We start from the raw sequence: 21,479 nt of genomic DNA on the forward strand, positions 1-21,479 counted from the left end.
CCTAAAAATATAGTAACATTTATGTAATAAATAGAGAAAATAAAAAATCCCAAATTTTTGTGCGAAATGTCGGATCTAACTTCCATCGAAACCCATAAGTATTATAATGCGTAACCATGTCCACTATATAAGCCACTTCCATTCCATATAGTAGTTCTATTTGCTCCAATGTAACCCATTGTATCCTCTATTACATCATGCAACAGAGCTGCCAAAATGGTATCAGAGTTATTGGTAGCTTCTAATACAATCTTAGCTACCCACATAGGATGGGTATAAAAAGGATCACCTGACTTACGTATAACATTTCCATGTGCTTTCTTAATAAAGTGAATAGTTTCCTTTACCTTTTGCTCAGTTAACGTTGTTTTGCTTACAACTAAACGAATCAGCTCTTTTTCTTGCGCTAAACTTGCAGCAGTTTCTGCTACTTTATTAGATAAGTCATTGGTATGATATCGTTTAAACCGCATAACTTTTTTACCATCAATAGGTAATATGTAGAGACAGGTTAAACCAGTTTCTGTTTCTATGGTTTCCATATATCCTCCATGAGCTTGTACAATTTGTCTACTTTCTTCTTGATACAGATTATTTATTGTCTTAGGTAAATATCCTGAACGAAGTTCATCTGTAACTTCGTAAGTAAGTAGTATATTTGGCTTATCTGTATCTGTAGACATAGAAAAAACAAGTGCAGGTAATACAGGAGATTTTAGTTGCTTCTCATGCGTACTATGTATGACTGCCTGGTAAGGATTAGGGAAAGGGTAAGACAATAATGTATCCGAAATAGTTAAATAAATTGTATGATCTATGGTGTATTTACCCTGGCATAGGTGTAAAAAATTTGGTGGTGGTACAAATATATGATGGAATAAGTATTTGATCTTGAGTGTATTTTATATCGTTTAATAAGAAGTGGTTAATTTTTTTTAAGCAAACACATTACAGAAAGCTATTCTGAATGCCTCACTAACATAGATATAGTAAATAATGGCTTTAACAAAGACAAAAAATAGAATTATTTATGCAAAAAAATCAATACAATATTCATTATCAAAACAAAAATATAAAATCTAGTTTGAGTAATTTAGTATCATATATTTGTACCACCACCAAAAATTTATAGTAAGTAATCTCTCAAAAGTAATTGATTCCGTTAATAAGTATTTTTCTTTGGTTTGTTTCTTTAAAAGCAGCTGTATTGGTATATCTAGCTTCCTAACCATTTCATAAGATTTTAGGATCAGCTCTTCTATGTAAACTTTATGAATAGACTGTGGACTTAATGTAAACGTACGTTCTTCCTTAGCTCTTTTCAGAAGAGATTGGGTAAATATATAGAGCTTATTCTGAAATTCCTGTATAGGTAGATTTTCTACATATGGGTTTAATAAATCAGTCATATCTTGTAGTACCTTCCCGCTATAAGTGGGATCTAAGCGGTTCCAGTTGGCTTGATTATGTAGAGAAGCTAGCGCATACTGTTGCTCATAGATTCTAATTAACGCTATAGTTTGTAATTTTATGTGATTTTCATTCCTTAGATATCTATACACTAGGCAACTGAGTAGAATAGTTAACCCCATCATTGTTTCTATAGTTATCAACTCTTTACAACCTATAAGGGATATATAAGGAGGTATCCATTTATGGATAAATAGCGATGTAAATAGCATAAATATCATTATGTTATATGGTAGTAATAAGCTACTTAGGCCTATATTTACTATGAAAAATGCGCAGGAAATAGGTGAAAAATGGCTTAATTTCATATAGGTAATACCAGAAATAAAAAAAGCAACACATAACAATATAGGCCATAACCCATGCAGAAATCTATTCCCTCCTTTTTTATAAGCGTGAAAAGTAGGATAAAAGGTTACTATTGTTCCTATGAACATGATAACTATATACCAGTAGATATAGGAAAGTCCATATACTTGATTCATATAGCAAAGTAGTATGGAGCTGTAAATAATAAAATAAATGCCTGATGCTATGAAAGTAGTGGAACTTCTAGGAAAAATATTATCCCAATAGGATTTAGTGCAAACAGCCTGAAAGGTTTTTATTTTGCTTGACCACCAGCGTTTGGTTTCCTGATTTTGTAGCTGCACAGTGTTATCATCTGGAATACCTACCCATCCTGTATTGGGTTTTCTAGGTAAGAGGTAGTTGGTAATGATTAATATAAATGTACTACACAAAAGTGAATAAAAAATATCTTTTTGCCCTACTGATTGCCCTTGAATAAAAATACGATAGGTTGTTAAGGCTATACTGATGCCCATGGTCCATAGTACTGCAGCAGGACGAGGCCTAAACCCAAAACAAGCCATAATCATTGGAATAGCAATAGCAGGTACATAAAAGTGAACAGCTTTATTCATTAATTGTATGACACTGGTTGTATACAATACAATAAAAAGAGCAAGTATACCTATTATTCCAGAAGAAATCTGTGCAACCTTAAGTGACAATTTATAAGACGATGCATTGAATCTGCTCACTATAGGATATATATCATTTGTAAATAGAACTGAAGCAGCATGTAAATTAGAATCAGCAGTAGACATTAACAAAGCAATAATAGCTGTTATAAGTATACCTTTCATACCAGGGAAGTATTGCAGATGAATAATATAATTTAGTACACTTTGGTGCGAAGAGATCTTGTGCCCTCCCATATACAAAGCGCCTGCAATGCTAAAAAACAATAGAGGGAAAAAAACTCTTATCATAGCGCTTTTAAAAAAAACCTTAGCTGCTTGCTGTACAGATGTCATGTAAACACGCTGAATGCGAGCTGGATCAAAAGGGAATACACTATGCCAAATGAAATTGGTTAATACACTAACTAAGGCATCATTCCATGTACATACCTTCAAAAGGTTAAATTGCGGCATAGTCATAAATTTTTGCCAATTAACCAATAGATCTTTAGAATTATATAGAAGTGTAAAGATTAAAATAGGAAAACAAACACTAAAAAGACAAAATTGATATACATCTGTAACAGAAACAGACCTAGCACCACCTAATGTGGTATAAATAATAACTAGAAGAGCCAAGGCTATAGTATAATACTCCGCATACTGCTTAGATATAGAAAATAAACTAGTCACAATTAGTAATCCCACTTTAAATTGCACAGCTAATATAGCTATGGTCATTATAATACCCATTACAGCTGTTATCATTCGAACAGAAGTACCATAGAGCTTACCCATAGACTCTGCTATCGAAAGATCTCCTATAAACTCCTTCATCCTTATAATGATAAATCTAGAAGCTAAATAAAAGCTAACAGGGCTAGCTAAATCCATAATCAACATATAAATACCTTGACGGTAATATCCATCTAGTCTAGAGTTTAAAATACCACCGGCATAGGTGGTAGCTATTAAAGAAATAGTAATAACTAATGTAGACATATTACCACCACCAACAGCATAGTCTTTGAATGTAGTAATCCCTTTACTATAGTATAACCCAATAGTAAGTGATATAGCTAGAAATATCCCTATTATAATCAAATCTATCGTATACATATAATTTTAGATCGTTTATGACAAGATCGCCTATAATAACCACTTTATAGATAAAATAGTCTATATGCTATGTATGCAGACACTGCATTAGATATAATACTTATTATAAACTTATTTTATTTACCATTCGTTGGTATCCTCTTTACATTAATATTGTATTTTTTTAATGATTCTATTTTAATGTTGTTATCTGTAATCAGGTATACATCTTGTATTTCAAGCAGATTTAAAATAGATGCTGCTCCATCGAAAGTTCTTAGATCTCTGGAATTATCTAAAGAAATCCAGTCATCATCTTCTAATGTATCCCATGGGATATTGAATGGCGGCATATTTTGCTTTTGTTTATGCTGATTATGAGATTCTTCTGATTTTATCATCCATCCAAATCCTTTCCGGTCATGTGCAGGAATGTGTATTAGCAATCCATTCTTATCCAGATTATTGATTTCTATGAGTGCACTAATAAGCTGATCTTGACAATCACACCTAGTATCATTGTATAGTTGACTAGATGAACAGCCAGAATCCAATCTTAACCAGATATTTTTTTTCTTTTTTAAAGAGTCAAGTGTATTGTTTTTTGCTTGAATAATATAGTACATTTTCCATACATCGGACTTTAGCAGACATTTATTGTATTGCAATGCAATAGTTTTATTAGAAAACTTGGCATTCACCCACTTTGTTGCATGGTACACTACTTTATCATTTTTAAATTCTATAAGATCTCTATAATCTTGTTCATACGCTATGATATAATCTGGATTTGCTTGGCAAAAATTAGTTAAAAAATACATTAATGTTCTTTTATATACATCTTTGTAAGTACTATAACAGTATGAAATAAAAATATGTGGATAATGTAAATTACAAATGTCGCATTTACGTATTAAAATGTACTTTTTATTAGTTTGTTTACTTGCATCAATATATGATTGAAATATACGGTATGATTCAGATAGAGAATTCTTCAGTTTAAGATCAATGTCTGAAACATCTAAGAAAACTACCTTTGCTTGATGTGGCGTTGCAGCGTAGCAATTGATAAAAATAACATCATAACAGGCCCTTCCTTTTCCATCTTTATCTTCAAATATGGCTTGCATACGCCATTGCATACTAGAACCTATTAATGGTTCACCCATAAATATTTTACACTCATTCAGCTTAAAAATTAGTGGCTTACGAACTAATGACATAAACTTTACTTTGCTTACTTCATTATATACTGGACTGATTTTTTCAGTCCAGTATAATAGGTCTAATACGCACTTCCAATATAAAAATTTTAAAATCGACTTGGGTAACTTCACATTATATATTTAAACCACTTACCCAAACCTATTGGCCTTGATTTTTAAGATAACGCTCTAACTCTTCATAACATGCTAGATGGCCATTTTGCAATGCCAAATATGATGGAGTTTTATTAAATTTATTAAGCTTCTTGAGTGCTCCCCCTGCCATTATTAATACTTTTACACTTTTAATATGTCCACCTTGAGCTGCAAGGTGTAAAGGCGTGTTTTTATACCGATCTAAGCAATTAACTTCTGTTTTTGCCGCTAAAAGCATTCTTATACAAATTTCATTGCCATTTTGAGCAGCAGTATGTAATGGCATTTCACCTGTTGTCCTTTTGGTATTTACCTTAGCTCCATAACGTATCAGTAATTGCACACACTGAGTATGCCCATTTTCTACAGCAATATGTAATGGCGTTTCGTTAAACTGATTTGGTGTATCTACCTTAGGCTTATTTTTAGTGACCTTCTCCAGACCAGGAGTAGCAGCTACTTTTTCTTTCATTTTCTTAGCTAGTGAGCCTTGATTTCGATCGGCTTCAATCAATGCTTCTATCAAAGAGAGGTGTCCATTAGCAGCAGCTAAATAAAGTGGTGTTTCTTTTAGTCGATTGCGTACCAGCACATTCGCCCCTGCCTGCACAAGCAATTTCAAACATTCCACATAGCCTCTTTTGGCAACCATATGGACAGGGGTAATTCCTGAATGCGTTTTAGCATTCACATTGGCCTTAGACTGAATAAGTTCCTGTAAGCAAAGTAAATCTCCTCTTTTTGCAGCTACATGGATGGGAGTAACACCCCATTGATTGGCAACATTGACAGGAGCTCCCGCTTTGATCAACGCTAAGCTACAATCTGTATTTCTTGCTGCAATAGCAACATGAAGAGGTGTATTCCCAAATCTAGTTATTGCAGAAATACTACCAGCACCGATATGTAGCAATGTTTGCATACATGACATGCTGCCACTTTTAACAGCCATATGTAATGGTGTGAATGCCTCTTGTGTTTTTACATAAATATTTGCTCCAGCTTGTATAAGTGCTTCTAAACAATCATTATGACCGTAAAAAGCACTTAAGTGTAACGGTGTTTTATTATGAGCGTCTGTAATATTTACACAGGCACCTGCATTAATAAGTTCTGTTACACAAGCAAGATGACCTGCTTTAGCTGCACAATGCAAAGGTGTGCGCTGCTTTGCACCTATTATTTGCACATTGCCTTGACTAGCAGCAATGAGTTCCTTAAGGCAAGGCTGACTACCATAACTTGCAGCCAGATGTAATGGCGTATTTTGTTCTTTGTTCCGTACATGTGGATTTCCACCAGCCTGTAGCAGTAATTTCAAACAGGCTATATGCTTACCCAATACGACAGCATGCAATGGCGTATTGAGTCCATCTACAGCAGAGATATCTGCCTTATTATTCAAGAGTTCCTGTAAAGCTGCAAATTGTCCAAACCGTGCTGCCAAGTACAGTGGAGAAATACCACTTAAGGTAAGCGCATTTACACTCGCACCACTATGAATAAGTATCCGTATACATGCGGCATTGCCACCTTGTGCTGCCGCATGTAATGGTGTTAACTTATATTTAGTAAATACTTGAACCTTGGCACCTGCTGCTATTAAAGCTTTAACAGAAGCAATAGATCCAGACAAAGCTGCACAATGGATTGGCGTAACATTATGCTTATCTAAAGCGTGTACACTCGCCTTTTGACTAATTAAATAACGTATACATTCCGTCTTTCCTGCTTCTGCAGCCATATGGAGCGGAGTTCTACCTTGACAATCCAATGCACGAACGGTAGCCCCAACAGAAATCAACTCTCGTATGACAGCAAGATGACCATTTTGAGCAGCGAAATGCAGAGGTGTTCTTCCAAGATGATCAGCGCTATTAACCTTTACACCTATATTAAGCAATTCTTGCACGCAAAGAAAATGACCTTTTGCTGCAGCAATATGCAAGGCATTAATTTGTTTTTTATCTACAAAATGGACATTAACTCCATTAGCAATTAAAGAGCGTATACGTGTTACATTACCCACTGCTGCTGCTGCATGAAGTACAGAACTAGCATGACTTTTTGCTATTGAATCAGCTTTAGTTATGCTTGAGATCTGTAATGTTGTATCTACTTCTTCATAAGCCACAATAGGCTGTAGATAAGTCAGAAAAATGCAGAGAAAGTGTACCGTAAAAAAAATCTTTTTGATATTCATATAATTTATTTTTAAACCATTACTACATTTTTAGTTAATGCATTAGGAAACAATATTTGAATGATGCATAAAACTTCTTTTTCATATTGCCCTCAGTCATATGGATCCTATTGCCCTAACCAAATTTTTTTTAACATGCAGGCAATGTTGAAGGTTTAACACTTTCCTCCTACATTAGTAATGTAATAGAATAAAATTTATTTTACAACCTCATATCCGTTTACGTTACTTACGTAAATGAAACTATTATTCATTCTTTCCGCTGAAGTAGCTTTAAATTTAAGCCATTTCATGGTATACTTAATCAGCAGATTACCTTATTTTTTGCTAAAAAAATATGTAACTTTGCCATGTATGGTACATGCTAACTAAGTAAGTTTTACACTTAAAAACATACAATGACATGTATTTATAATGCAATATGCTAGAATCTTTATCTATTACCCCAACTGAAATCATTCAAGATTACCGAATAGCCTGTGAAAGCAGGGCAGCAAGTCTATTAGCACGTAAAGAAGTATTTGCAGGAAAAGCTAAGTTTGGCATTTTCGGAGATGGCAAAGAAGTTGCCCAATTAGCTATGGCGAAGTATTTTCAAGCTGGCGACTGGCGCTCTGGCTATTATAGAGATCAAACTTTTATGTTCACCATTGGTGCATTAACCTTACAACAATACTTTGCCCAACTGTATGCCCATGCATCTATAGAGGCTGATCCAGCCTCTGGAGGAAGGATGATGAATAGCCACTTTGCTACAAGGTTGATAGATGAACAAGGTAATTGGTTGAACCAATTAACCACTAAGAATATCTCTGCAGACCTATCATCTACAGGATCACAGATGCCTAGATTACTTGGTTTAGCTTATGCTTCTAAGCTATATAGATCTTCTGACTTTCAAAGTATTCAAAAAAACTTTTCTAACCAAGGTAATGAAGTTGCTTTTGGAACCATTGGAGATGCAAGTACTTCGGAGGGTATGTTTTTTGAAACCATCAATGCAGCTGGTGTGCTCCAAGTGCCCATGTGTATTTCTATTTGGGATGATGGATATGGCATTTCTGTGCCTCAACAGTACCACACTATTAAAGAAGATATTTCTGCTTTATTAGCGGGTTGCAAACGTACCGATACACAACCTGGCTATGAAATCTTTGTTACACGTGGGTGGGATTATGTAGATCTATGTAATACCTATAAACAGGCAGTACATATCTGTAGAGATGAACATGTGCCTGTACTTATTCATGTTAAAGAAATGACTCAACCACAAGGTCATTCTACTTCTGGATCTCATGAGCGTTATAAGTCAATAGATAGATTAAACTGGGAACATGCACATGACTGCATTGCCAAGATGGCGGCATGGATGGTGCAAACTGGTATTGCTACTAAAGAAGAACTCGATGTAATTGAAGCAACCTCTGAAAAAAAAGTAAAAGCAGCTAAACAAGCAGCTTGGAACGCATTAATGAAGGAAGCTAGTAATGAAAGGAAAGAACTTATTGCATTACTACGTGATATTTCATTGCCAGAGGAGGAAATAAAAAACCACAACAAGCTACCTAATATCCTGCATAAGTTAATTTCACTACATCATGTGCACCACTTGGATGTAGCCAAGGCCGCAACGCAAGCACTCTATGAACTACGTAATATACCCTATGCAAACAAAAAAAAGATGCTTGCTTGGTGGCACAAAAATGCAAGAAGTAATGAAAAAAGATTTAGTGATCATTTGTATAGCCATTCCAAAGAAGCAGCCTTACATGTAAAAAATATTCCGTCCACTTATCCGGAAAATCCAACTCAAGTAGATGGGAAGGAAGTATTACGCAACTGTTTCAAGACATTGCTAGAACGAGATAATCGAATTTTTGCGATTGGTCAGGACTTAGGAAAAATTGGTGATGTCAACCAAGGCTTTGCAGGCATACAGGAAATATATGGGACATTACGTGTTACTGACACCAGCATTAGGGAATGTACTATGATAGGACAAGGCATCGGCGCTGCGATGCGTGGACTTAGACCTATTGTAGAAATACAGTATTTAGACTATTTGCCCTATGCCCTTCAGATTATTTCAGACGATCTGGCAACGTTACGGTATAGAACCAAAGGAGGACAAAAAGCGCCCATGATAATCCGAACACGAGGGCATAGACTAGAAGGCATTTGGCATTCTGGATCCTATCTAGCAAGTATTATACATGCCATCAGGGGTATCTATCTCTTGGTACCACGAAATATGACACAGGCAGCTGGTTTTTATAACACCATGTTACAGTCCGATGATGTAGCAATCATTATCGAATGCTTAAATGGCTATCGCCTAAAAGAGCCTATGCCTAACAACATAGAATCTATGACGGTACCATTAGGCATCCCTGAAATACTACGTACAGGTACAGATGTAACCATTGTCACTTATGGCGCCATGTGCCGCATTGTTTGTGAAGCAGCTGATAGGCTATCTACTTTAGGCATTGAATGTGAAGTTATTGATGTACAAACACTACTGCCATTTGATATTCAAAATCATATTTCAAAATCTCTCCAAAAAACCAATCGGATTGTTTTTGCAGACGAGGATGTACCAGGCGGTACTACTGCCTACATGATGCAACAAATACTTGAAGTACAAAGTGGTTATGCTATGTTGGATGAAGCGCCAATTACCATTACTAGTAAACCACACCGTCCAGCGTATGGTGATGATGGCAACTATTTTTCTAAACCCAATGTAGAAGATATAGTAATGCGTGTTTACATGATGATGCATCATGCTAAGCCAACACGTTATCCCACTATTTTTTAATCTTTAATCGATCTCTTTTGAACTACATTTAACGTATAGCACTACATGTAAGAATAGTGGAAATTAAGTTATATTGCCAAATACTTTACACCAAAAAAAAATATCTATATCAGTTATTCAAACTAAAACTTGCTCCACAAATAAATTTCCAGTCATAATTTTTCTTTTTACACAACCCAAAGTCTAATATAGCTTTAACAGAAAGATTAGTAAGAGACAATAAATGATTAAGCATAATAAACTTTATGCCTAGATTATGAATGGTGGTATCATTTGTGTCAATGTCACTGAATGATTTTGAGCCCATTTTCACTTGAGATTTCAACTTTTCTTTTCTAAAATCATAATAACCCTCTAAACTAATATGTTTTAGGTATAAAATATACGGAATACCACAATCTGGATAAGCTATCGGTAAACCATAAGCTGTATATATATTAAATAGGGATATCCTTCTATGATAGTAAGGATCAACTCGTACGCTAGAATCTCTAGAAACAGCATTAAATAGATCTAGTATTATCTTTGACAAGCTAGATTTATAATGATATTTTGTACATAGCATAAAATAATGATGATTTACAATACCAGGAAAAAAAAGATCTAATGAAGGCGTATAAGCGAATTTAGTTTGGTTTAGTTTAGTAGACTTAACGCTATGTTGCATTTTTAGACAAAGATTTTGACACCACGGAGGATTTATATTCCTTGTACAGGATGTTGTGGTGTTCTTGATGTCCAATTGATACTCTTGTGTATAACTCATCCCACCACTTGCATCAGGTGGTTGCACAACAGCAGTAGTTGCGAAAGATAATTGTGCTAAAGCATTGTTTAAAGGAAAGTAATACGGTAACTTTATGCCTAACGAAAATTCACTTCCCCAATATTTAGGCAATGCTTTGATATATGGAATAGCGCCAAGTCCATCAATAGTCTGAATTATCCGAACACTGTCTGTCCATTCTTTATAACACCTAGCACTAATACGGGCGGTTAAAATGGGATAAACTGTGTAATAAGAAAAACGCAATCCAAGCTCACTTTGTTTTTGTTTCAATTGCGAATGATTGCTTTTCTGATCCATATTAAATTGATAGAAAAAATAAGGGGAAGCTTTAAAATCACCCTGTAGGCTGACTATTTCAAATGGAATAGTTTGAAATTTTTTATTTCGAGCATCAGTATCTAGCGTCATTCCTGTAAAAGCCAGGCTATCTTTTCCGAAACTAGCATCCGTTACAGGATAGATCTGTTCAGGAACTTGTGATAGTACATCTCCATTGTCTTCTTGAGCAACGACCGTATCATAGTAGCGAAAAGATCTATCTTCTACATTTTCCAATGGTGTCCATGAAAGTGGATCAAAAGCCATTACAGCTATTTCCATTCCATTTTTAGTGTAATCCGTAAAAATCAGTTGATTGGTTTTACAGTCTACCATGCCCAAATAAGCACCATACTTTCTAGAAGTAACTTGAAAACAAGCTTTTGTAGGTAGATGCATGGCATAAATGTTATCAATGCCATTATAAGAGCTGTTATACAATAAGTAGTCTTTATATATCTGAGGTGAATTTCTATGTTCGTGCGTAAATGGTAAAAGCACTTCTACCTGTTCTGAAATTACATTGACCAATAGAATGCTATTTTTTTGATTCTTAGACTTCACTACTACTACATGTTCATTATCTGACCAATTAGGAGTCATGTAAAAACCACCATCGTGGTTTTTTATTTTTTTTATAACGCTACCACTATCTAACTCTACAACAACCAATTGATTGCTACCATCTTCACCAGACTCTATTGCAACAAGTTGCTTGCCATTAGGGCTTATAGCTAGGGCGTTATATCGGATATTTTTAACAAGCGTTTTTTTTGTTTTACGTTTAAAATCATAATATTGCAACCTTATTCTGTGAACATTATTGTCACCTATTTTCCCCTTCCAAGGATGTAAATATTGTTCCAGCCAAACCGCACATCCCTCACCTACAGCACAAGCAAACGGAGAGGGCAGAGCATTTGTAAACACTGTAAAAAAGAGTCTCTTCTCTTTAAAAAGAAAAGTAGAAATCTCTTGTAATGAGGAGGTATTATCGGTAGAAGGCATAGGGCTTAACATGACTAGCTGATGCCGTACGCTTATCCCCTTTTTCCAAGCAAAAATATGCCCCGATCTATCTATGAATGGCCTTATATAGCTAGAACTATCTGCATGCTGCTTAATATTTAGGTGTGTTGCAGGTGTAATTTTTAAGCCATCTAGTTGCTTACTCCAACCAAGCAATAGCTCTTGATTCATTTCTTTATATACCTCCATTACAGATTTCTTCGTAACTTCCTTTACCGCATTATAAAATCCAAAATAAGGTACCCTCCTAATGCTTTTTTTGTATATGTCTTCTATTGCCTTTGCGCCATACTTATTGCGGATGTGGGTAACAAAATAATAGCCTAAACGGTATTCATCAGGCAAATCACGTCGGTAAGAGCGAAATAGACACTGGGCAAAGGTAGTTGGTTTATATTCTAAAAGGTTCATTTTATACAACTTTTCCCAGCCAGGTAGTCTTCCTCGACCACTTTTAGATAAAGCTGTTTCTATAACAACAGCATCTCCTTCACTAAAAAAACGCGGTACACCCGTAAAAGTAAACAAATTACACCCAAAATATAGGGACCTCAGCCATATAGGCGTACTCTGATATTGAACACTATATTGCATATAATGTCTATATTCATGAATACTTAATGCATTAAGCCAATCAACATTTCCAACAAAATGTGGGTCTGAAGAATAAAAGTTATAGAATTCAAGGCGAAGTGGCATTGATGTAAACATTCCATTTGCATAAGCAGTTTGGTTATTTAGTAAAATACGAAGAGGCCTAGGCCGAGCACCTAATGTTTTAGCAACAGGACCATGGAGGGTTTCTAATGTGTTGGCCACACGTTGGGCCTCCTCAGTCATATTTTCCTGAAATAATATGCTAAAGTGGGGTGTTTCTATTTTCTTTGTCGCATGAGCATCCGAAAAAAAAGCAACCAGTCCAAAAACTAAAAACGTAAAAAAATAGGAAAAAACCTGTTTGCGATATACAATAATCATATAAATAATGACGTAAAATTGTAGTTTTTAATGTAAGAACAACTAAAAATGAATATATTCGATTTGACTATTTATGATAGAGTCTTTTTTGTCAAGTAGTGAGCAACTGCCATAGCCAACCCATTACATACCATGCAAATAAATGACCCATTGATACCTGTTAGGGGCTCAATCCATAATTTCCATACTATAATAGTTACAAATCCAGTAATCATACCTGCTAAAGCTGTATGTGAAGCACCACGAAAACCCAAAATAGCCAAAACAAATGGAGCTACTATGATGGGAATATACAGATCCAAAAAGAACATGAGTAATGTTAGCAAATTGCTACAACAAAAGCTTAACACCATAGCACATGTTCCAACAGCCACTACAGTCATCTTGGCCAATTTTAGTTGACGTTCAAAATCAACACCTTTTCTATCTATGAAACATTGCACAAGATCATGGCTTACCAGAACAGCACAAGTATTTAAATGGGCTTCAGCTGTAGACATCGATAATGTAAGAAAAGCGATAACAATACCTCCCTGATATGGTGTAGGAAGCACCTCCATAATATAGCGCCATAATTCCGAAGTAGATAAATTCGATGCACCTTCTTTAACCAATAAAGGTAAGGAAACAATCATAATTTTCATTACGATGCCAAATAAACTAGCATAAAAAAACACACGTGCTGCATGGATATGATCGGAAGCCATATACATTCTCTGTATAATGGCAGGCTGTATGTAAGACACCATGCTAGATAGGCCTAGCATAATTATTGCAAACATACTTAGATTTTCATTGGGAGCAATACTACCTTGCAGGCTTACTTGTGCCCCTAAAACCTGGACATTATCTACTGACAAATTATAATGTTTTTGTACTATCGCATAGAGAAAAATAGGTAATATGATAACAAAGGTTAGCATATAAAAAGTATGGGTAAAGGTAGCAATATGCACACCTCCGATGGTAGTATAAAACACAAGAATACCAAAAGTAAATAACACAATCAACTTGGCATTTATAGCAGGCAGCACCATTCCTATAGCTATGGACATTACATTAATTTGTATAGCAATACCAATCACTAAAGAGACAATACCAACAAAAGCTGCAATAATTCTTGCCTGTTTCCCATATACCCTACCTATGCTCTCTGGCATCGATAGGTTATGCATAAAGAGCTCTGCGCGTGATGCCAAAAAGCTTATAACAGAAAAAGATAAACTAGATATAAGGACAATATACACCCAGGCATTGCCCCCAGTATAGATTTGCTCTACATGACGCATAAGACTACCTCCTCCAAAAGCCGTAGCCAATACAGTCATTACCAGTGTAGGCGTTGGGAGCTGCCTATCCCATGTAATATATTCTCTTAGTGTCGTTACATTGCGGGTAGATATTATTGCACCAACAAGAACTATAACTAAAAAAAGTGCTACAGACAATAATGGAATAAGGTGTAGTGGTATCATAAATTTATATTATCAGTCATGTAACCAAATGAAATAAACATCGCTTAACAAAGAAACAATGCTAAAAAGCTTTATTTTTAGCTTATATATAAAGGAAACTTACCTGTTCTACCCTATTATGCAATAATTCAACAAATATACTGTTTTACGATAAACAAATCACTATGCCATAGCAATATGCCAACATTATTGTTTAACAATTTGGATTTGATACAAATTTTACATATACATATGACAGATGTATTGTATAATTATTCAAGCTATCTATAATCCACAAAGTTAAACTTTATTGCCTAGTATGAGGAAATCCTGATATAAGTGATTTCTTAGATTATTTGGTATGGATAGATGCTTGCTTACAATATCAGATTATTTATACATCATGTAAGTTATTGCTTTGATAAGAGAGAAAAGCAACATTGAGGAAAACAGCTGAAAGCATATCCTTATTATGCCATCCTTCACAATCCACCCCAATAAGGATATGCTTTTACTAAGTAATAAAGCAACTTAACATGCTATTAAGAGCCTAACTTTCTAAAAGCTTCAGCAAAAAAATTATGCAAAGCACCTATAAGGTAAATTTAGATTTATTACAAATCAAAACTGGGTGTTGCTACTAAAATCGCACTTAGAGCAAATAGAATTTTTTTTAAATTATTGATCATCATAATAAATACATTTTTATTAATGTTGAAATTTTACCTCTTCTTTTGCGATGCTTGATATACCCTAACCTACACTAAATACAAAAATATGTATCTTCACCTAATCAACCGCACTCACCTTACATCTAACCATCGCAATTCAATATAGGAAACTTTATTTAAAAATCCAAATATTTTTATTTAGAACTTTCGGATTTTTACTTAAAAACCGTGTATAGAATACGTTATAAAATTTATAAATATCATTTTTTTGATTATCAGCCATATTAATTATTTCTAAATATGGCTATTATACGCAAGCCCTGCTTAAGTTGTTTTCTTTAACAATAGATATATTTCCTCTCTAGAAAACGTAGTAACATCTGATATAATATCTATATCCATGCTTAACTGTAGCATCTTTATTGATCAATTTTGTTATATACAATCAAAAAAATTGTTTTTATAAAAATATTGCCTAATATGCGTCATATTAGTGACACTAAGTATTTTGTACTCCTTCTTAGTTAAATGCTGCTTTAAGCATAATCAATATATATTAGGTATTAGGTAGGGATACAAAATAAGCTTTTGTGTCCCGTGTGCATAACAAAATAAAGTCATGTACAACTGTAGTATATAGTAGAATCTATCTTATTTGTAATATTATTTTTTAAAAGGCATCGCATAGGTAGCTGATGTTTGCCTATTCCAGCCTTTTTTAATACAGAAAACCAATTTATTTTATGGTATCAAGCGATCTTCCCCTCTTTATGGTGGTGTCTTTTCTGCTGCTTACGTTTTTAGTAGGTATTTATTGTAGTAATAACGTAAAAGATATTAAAGAATATGCTATAGGCAATAAAGAATTTTCCACAGCTACATTGATAGCCACCATAGTGGCCACTGCTTATGGAGGTGGTGGATTAACCCGTAACGTAGAGCAAGTGCATGCTCAGGGATTGTATTGGATAGTTTGGTCTAGCTTGGGTATCTTTTCTATTTGGATCATTAGTCCATTAGCCTCACGTATGCAGCCATTTATGGAAAATCTTTCTATGGCAGATACCATAGGAAGGGTGTATGGTAGAATACCTAGAGTCATTACTGTACTATCTAGTGTGGCTGCATCTATTGCAAGTCTTGCTATTCAAATTAATGTCATAACATTAGCTATAAGCGTATGTACAGATCTTAATAACACGAAAGCAATCTCCATGATTGCCACTTTAATTCTTGTTTTTTATTCTGCATTTGGAGGTATCCGGGCAGTGGCTTACACAGATACTGTACAGTTTGTAACATTTTTTATGGTTATTCCCATATTAGCCTGCATTTTGTTTCAAAAAACTGGTAAATCCACATCAGACGTTATTCACTTTTTAGGGACGCAAAAAAAATTCGAATTTGAAAGCATTTCCGGTCAGGCTTTAATAAGCCTTATCGCATTGAGGTTAGCTGGATTATTTTCTTATATAGAACCGCCAATGATACAAAGGGTCTATATGGCTAAAACAGCTATACAGGCAAAGAAGTCTTTTTTTCATGCAGGTATATTAAGTTTTGTTATAAAAGTTTTTATCCTTTTGGTGGGTGTAGCTGTCTTGATAGCAGCTCCAGAGCTATCTACACAAGGGATTTGGGGATATATTATGGGAGCGCTCTCTCCTGTTGTAAAAGGGTTGGTCTGTATGGTCTTACTCTCTATGGCTATGTCCACAGCTGACTCTATATTAAACGCTTGCGCTGTGATGATTAGTTATGATTTGATAAAAGGTGTGTTTGGAGAAAAAATCGCTGCCTCTATTAACCAACTTGAGATTGCTCGATTGACCTCTGCAACCTTAGGAATATTTGCTATGATATTAACTTTTTATAAAAAAGATTTGCTCGATCTACTCAAATTATCATTTGACTTAACGATACCAGTGATTGTAGCACCTTTTATCTTAGCTGTTTTTGGTTTTAGAGGTACATCTATTATTGCCACAGTAGGTATGGTTATAGGTGGACTATCTATTTATTTGTGGAATAAATGGATTAAACCGAAAACAGGCATAGATGGGTCTTTTGTTTGTATGTTGGCCAATGGGGTAGCGATGCTGGCTACATACTATTTATTTCCACAACCAGAAGGAGTGGGATGGATAAAAGAAAAGAAAAGCCCTCGCAAAAAACGTATTGATGGGTATAGAAAATACATTCGTAAGCAACAGCAAAAAGCCAGTTTTAGGCAGGAGCTGGAAAGGCTAAAGCCAAGTGATACCACTTTACTACAAATGGCCTTTTATATTGCAGCTACTACTATGCTTTCTTTATCTATGATGGGAATGGGCCTGCATTCTATAGTATGGCATATAGCTAGGCTTGTAATTGCTGTTGTCTTTTACAACTATGGTATGCAAAAAAGTCGAGGTGCCACACATCATATGCCTTTATGGGGCTGGTTCATGGGAATTATATGGATACTGCCTGTAGATGTTATTTTTCACTGGTGGTATAATGTTAGTCCTGTAACAACCATATTGCTATCATTTACACATTTGGTTTATGCCTCAAATATACTACCATTATACTTTAGTAAACGAACCATATTGCTTACGTTATCAGCCATTGCCTACCGAATATATATGGTTGGGGTAACAGATTTTTTACAAGCAGATACTCGATCATTATATCTCTTATTAATACTGTTAATGAGTATAACTTTTTTTAGTAACTTAGAAAATAAAAATCTAATCAATCAATTGATTAGAAAAATATGTAATCTAAAAACACAACAAGAACAAGAGGAAAAACAAAAGGTAAAAGAAACAGTCTATACAGCAGACCATATCACAAAAACTACGAAAAAAAGTTCTATGGCAGAAGCTGCAGATATATTAGGGCATGTAGAAGATAAGCTGAACCAAGCTGTAGAACGTCTTGGTGATACAGAGAAACTAACAAAACGTGATTTTAAAGCATTTATAAATAAATATACGGATTGGCGTAGACACTATGATAAAACCAGTACTACTATGGGGACTATGGTATTAGATTTACAGCAAGTTTACATCAGTCGTATTATTAATGAGGTAGAAATGGCTATTAAAGAGGAATTGGGTACTATGCCCCGTATCACCATACATTATGAATCTAGTCAGAATATAGAATGTGAAATGGATAGAATGGTTAAGTTATTTACTTATGCTGTATTAAGCGTCATTAATAAAAAAACCATAGATATAGATACGATACATTGTGATATACGGTGTGCTGATATATACAACCATGAAGATGATAAAGTCCATAGAGGCAACATTATATGGCAAACTTTTGAAGCTTTAAGCATTGTAATAAGTAATAACAATACGCCTCCAGAAAAGAGAATCCCACATAAAAAAAGATATATAACAGCCTATCGTGACTTTTATGCAGGCAATATAAATGAGGTTTTGGGTAGACCATTAGATCCAACTACACACGATATGTTACAAATTGTTCGGGCCCATTATGGTTATATGCAGCTACCTAAAGAGGGAGAAGAAGGCTTCCTTATCGTTCTACCTCAGTGGATACATCTTGTTCAAGATTCCATGCAAACCAGATGGCCTTTAGACTCCCTCATTACAGACCATCCAGTAGATACCCAAGGATCAGCAGATGCTTTGACGTTTTTAATGGATTTTAATGAAAATATATGTAAAACGACAGATGTCGATCCTATCATCATAAAAGAAATTGTATCCTTTATTAAGGAAAAATATGGTGATATGCGTCATGACTGTGGTGAATTGCTTTATGTGCGTGCGGTAGGCATTGCCAAGCTGGTTGCTAGATGGACTCCTCATTCACCAAAAGTGATTTATACTGCATTATTGTATGATTTGGTACGTCATCTGCGCACATCGCTATCTCATATTGAAGAAAAATTTGGCTTAGGTATTGCTAGTCTTATCGAAGATGTCATATCTGTAGATAAGTACAGAGATCTAGATGAGGCTATCGCTAAAACAAAGGTATATGTCATACAGGTAGATAATGAAACAGGCAATGAAGTAGAGAAAGAGCAACCCAATATTGTTGTGCTGTATATCAAGCTTGCAGAACGGCTTTATGATATGCAACATGGTGCTGGGTATACCAATAAAAAAGATTTATTTGTATCATCCAGTCAGGGATTTTATATAGATTCTGAGCTAGCAGCACAGTATCTTGATTATGATCCTGAGATAGAAAAAGAGCTAGAGGCTGCAGCTGAAAAGGGCATTACTTATTATCAAAAGGAAACAGATATTGTATTTTATCTGATTAAAGGTAGACGTGCAGATCATCCTGAATGGTATTTTACCTATTTGGATGAATCGGATCAATAGATGCTGTTTTACACCCAATAAATAATTGATGGTTAGAACAAGGCTGACCTAATAAGAGTAATAAAAGATATATAACTGATTTTAAATGTTTACAAATCATATTATTGCGTAATTGAAAATTACATAAACCAGATAGTATGCCTCATAATCAAACATTATATAATGTGCTGTATTTGTCTAATCCCGTTTAGGCACTACCCATCCTTCTTTTTTTGGGAGATTTAGTACTTGTCTTGGAAGCTATAGCGTTATCAAATTTCTCCGCTGAAGATTTAATAATCCATTTGATATATGAGGCTATTTTTTCTATACTTGCTTCAGTTTCTGCATCGAAATCCTCAATATAATTAGGCATATCAATAGTAAAACATCTAGATTGGCTCCAATTTTTCATAGAATATTCATTATTACTACCTACATATTTAGTAAATATCCATTGATTACCACAAGTAACTACACCATACACCTCTTCTTTAATGGGGTTCTGTTCATATGCTTCATATAGCTCCATACAGTTTTGTAATAATCCATCCAAAAGGGTTGAAGGAGTTTTTACTTCTGTAACTAACAGTATATTATCTCTACAATTTGGACTACCTTCTATACATACTACAAGGTCAACGGCTCCCCTAGCTCTTGTGCCACCATAGATATATTGATCTGATAGAAATATTCTTGTTTTATCATTAGATACACGTCCACATAAAACTTCATCCACTACACTTGTTATAATAATATTAGCATAATGAGAAAACTGAGCTTCTTTTTCTTCTGTCTTTATTATAAATCCCCCTCTAGTGTTTATAAATTTTTTAAACATTTTTATTATAAGTTCTAAATTGTCTTTAGCAACATGCTCTCTTTCAAGCTTAAAGTCCTTCATCCTTCTGGGATTAAAATCTACACCAAACTTTTCTTTAAATAGATCAGGTGTCCATTGGCTAAAACCTACAGGCTTTGATTCTATCTCTTCAGGTCGAGTTCTTTTTCTAGTACGATTATCGGCATGATGTTTTCCACGGTCTTTTTTTGCATCCAATAATTGATGGTTAGAACACGACTGACCCAATAAGAGTAATAAAAGACATATAACTGATTTTAAATGTTTACAAATCATATTATTGCGTAATTTAAGATTACAAAAAAATATCTCAGATTATTTTTGTATATAAGCCAAATAATATACCTCATAATCAAACATTATATAATGTGCTGTATTTGTCTAATTCCGTTTAGCTACTACCCCTCCTTCTCTTTTTTGGAGATTTAATACTTGTCTTGGGAGCTATAGCGTTATCAAATTTCTCCGCTGAAGATTTAATAATCCATTTGATATACGAGGTTATTTCTTTTACTTCTTCTTTAGTTTTATCACCGAAATTGTTAATATCATTAGGAATATAAATATGCAAACAATCGGATTGATTCCAATTTTTCATAGGATATTCATTATTATCACCTACATATCTCGTATATATCCATTGATTACCGCAAATAACGATACCATATACCTCTCCTTTAACAGAGTTTTTTTCATATGCATCATATAGCTCCATACAGTTTTGTAATAACCCTTCTTCAAGTGTTGAAGGTTTTTTTACTTCTGTAACAAATAAGATATTATCGGTATAATTTGGACCGCTTTTTATACGTACTACAAGATCAACATCTCCTTTAGCCATTGTACCACCATAGGTATATTGATCTGATAGAAGTACTTTGGATTTACCATGAGATACACGTTCACGTGACACTTCACGAACCATTTGTGTTATAATAATATTAGGATAATTCGAAAATGAAGCCTCTTTTCCTTCTATATTTGTGAATCCTCCTCTAGTTTCTACGATATCTTTAAATGATTCTATTATATAATTTAACCTAGACAGGACTTTCGCATTTTTAATTAAAAGCTGTATATGGATTACGCCATAACTTTTCCTGAAAAATTTTTAAGGGTTCA

Annotated in this window: 10 protein-coding genes; 2 read left to right on the forward strand and 8 right to left on the reverse strand. The window is 34.5% G+C overall.

Going from position 1 to position 21,479, the window contains the following annotated elements; genetic code table 11:
• Positions 1-101 precede the first annotated feature (101 nt).
• From CCPUN_RS03025 to CCPUN_RS03040, 4 genes are all read right to left on the reverse strand, one after another.
• Complete coding sequence (locus CCPUN_RS03025; protein WP_133282112.1) at positions 102-779, reverse strand: HD domain-containing protein; 678 nt, start codon at positions 777-779, stop codon at positions 102-104.
• 300 nt (positions 780-1,079) lie between these two features.
• On the reverse strand, positions 1,080-3,557 hold the full coding sequence (locus tag CCPUN_RS03030; RefSeq protein ID WP_133282113.1) for a sodium:solute symporter family protein: 2,478 nt from the start codon (positions 3,555-3,557) through the stop codon (positions 1,080-1,082).
• A 116-nt stretch (positions 3,558-3,673) separates the two neighbouring features.
• Complete coding sequence (locus CCPUN_RS03035; protein WP_133282114.1) at positions 3,674-4,759, reverse strand: GTP cyclohydrolase II; 1,086 nt, start codon at positions 4,757-4,759, stop codon at positions 3,674-3,676.
• A 142-nt stretch (positions 4,760-4,901) separates the two neighbouring features.
• Complete coding sequence (locus CCPUN_RS03040; protein ID WP_133282115.1) at positions 4,902-7,100, reverse strand: ankyrin repeat domain-containing protein; 2,199 nt, start codon at positions 7,098-7,100, stop codon at positions 4,902-4,904.
• Between the two features lie 421 nt (positions 7,101-7,521).
• On the opposite strand from CCPUN_RS03040, the gene CCPUN_RS03045 reads away from it, so the two are divergent.
• Positions 7,522-9,921, forward strand: coding sequence for an alpha-ketoacid dehydrogenase subunit alpha/beta (locus tag CCPUN_RS03045; RefSeq protein ID WP_133282116.1), 2,400 nt, complete (start codon positions 7,522-7,524; stop codon positions 9,919-9,921).
• A 109-nt stretch (positions 9,922-10,030) separates the two neighbouring features.
• On the opposite strand, the gene CCPUN_RS03050 is transcribed toward CCPUN_RS03045, so the two are convergent.
• Together CCPUN_RS03050 and CCPUN_RS03055 are read right to left on the reverse strand one after the other, a co-directional pair.
• Positions 10,031-13,036: a TolB family protein gene (locus CCPUN_RS03050; RefSeq protein ID WP_133282117.1), complete on the reverse strand. Its 3,006-nt coding sequence runs from the start codon at positions 13,034-13,036 to the stop codon at positions 10,031-10,033.
• A 71-nt stretch (positions 13,037-13,107) separates the two neighbouring features.
• Positions 13,108-14,511, reverse strand: coding sequence for a sodium:solute symporter family protein (locus CCPUN_RS03055; protein WP_133282118.1), 1,404 nt, complete (start codon positions 14,509-14,511; stop codon positions 13,108-13,110).
• Between the two features lie 1,393 nt (positions 14,512-15,904).
• Between CCPUN_RS03055 and CCPUN_RS03060 the strand changes: the two genes are divergently transcribed.
• Positions 15,905-19,516, forward strand: a complete 3,612-nt coding sequence (locus tag CCPUN_RS03060) for a sodium:solute symporter family transporter (protein ID WP_133282119.1) — start codon at positions 15,905-15,907, stop codon at positions 19,514-19,516.
• A gap of 187 nt (positions 19,517-19,703) precedes the next feature.
• Here CCPUN_RS03060 and CCPUN_RS03065 read toward each other — a convergent pair whose 3' ends face one another.
• Together CCPUN_RS03065 and CCPUN_RS03070 are read right to left on the reverse strand one after the other, a co-directional pair.
• On the reverse strand, positions 19,704-20,633 hold the full coding sequence (locus CCPUN_RS03065; protein WP_133282120.1) for a hypothetical protein: 930 nt from the start codon (positions 20,631-20,633) through the stop codon (positions 19,704-19,706).
• Positions 20,634-20,748: 115 nt separating this feature from the next.
• Complete coding sequence (locus CCPUN_RS03070; protein ID WP_133282121.1) at positions 20,749-21,282, reverse strand: hypothetical protein; 534 nt, start codon at positions 21,280-21,282, stop codon at positions 20,749-20,751.
• Between the last annotated feature and the right edge of the window lie 197 nt (positions 21,283-21,479).

The organism is Cardinium endosymbiont of Culicoides punctatus (assembly GCF_004354815.1).
Taxonomy (GTDB): Bacteria; Bacteroidota; Bacteroidia; order Cytophagales; family Amoebophilaceae; genus Cardinium.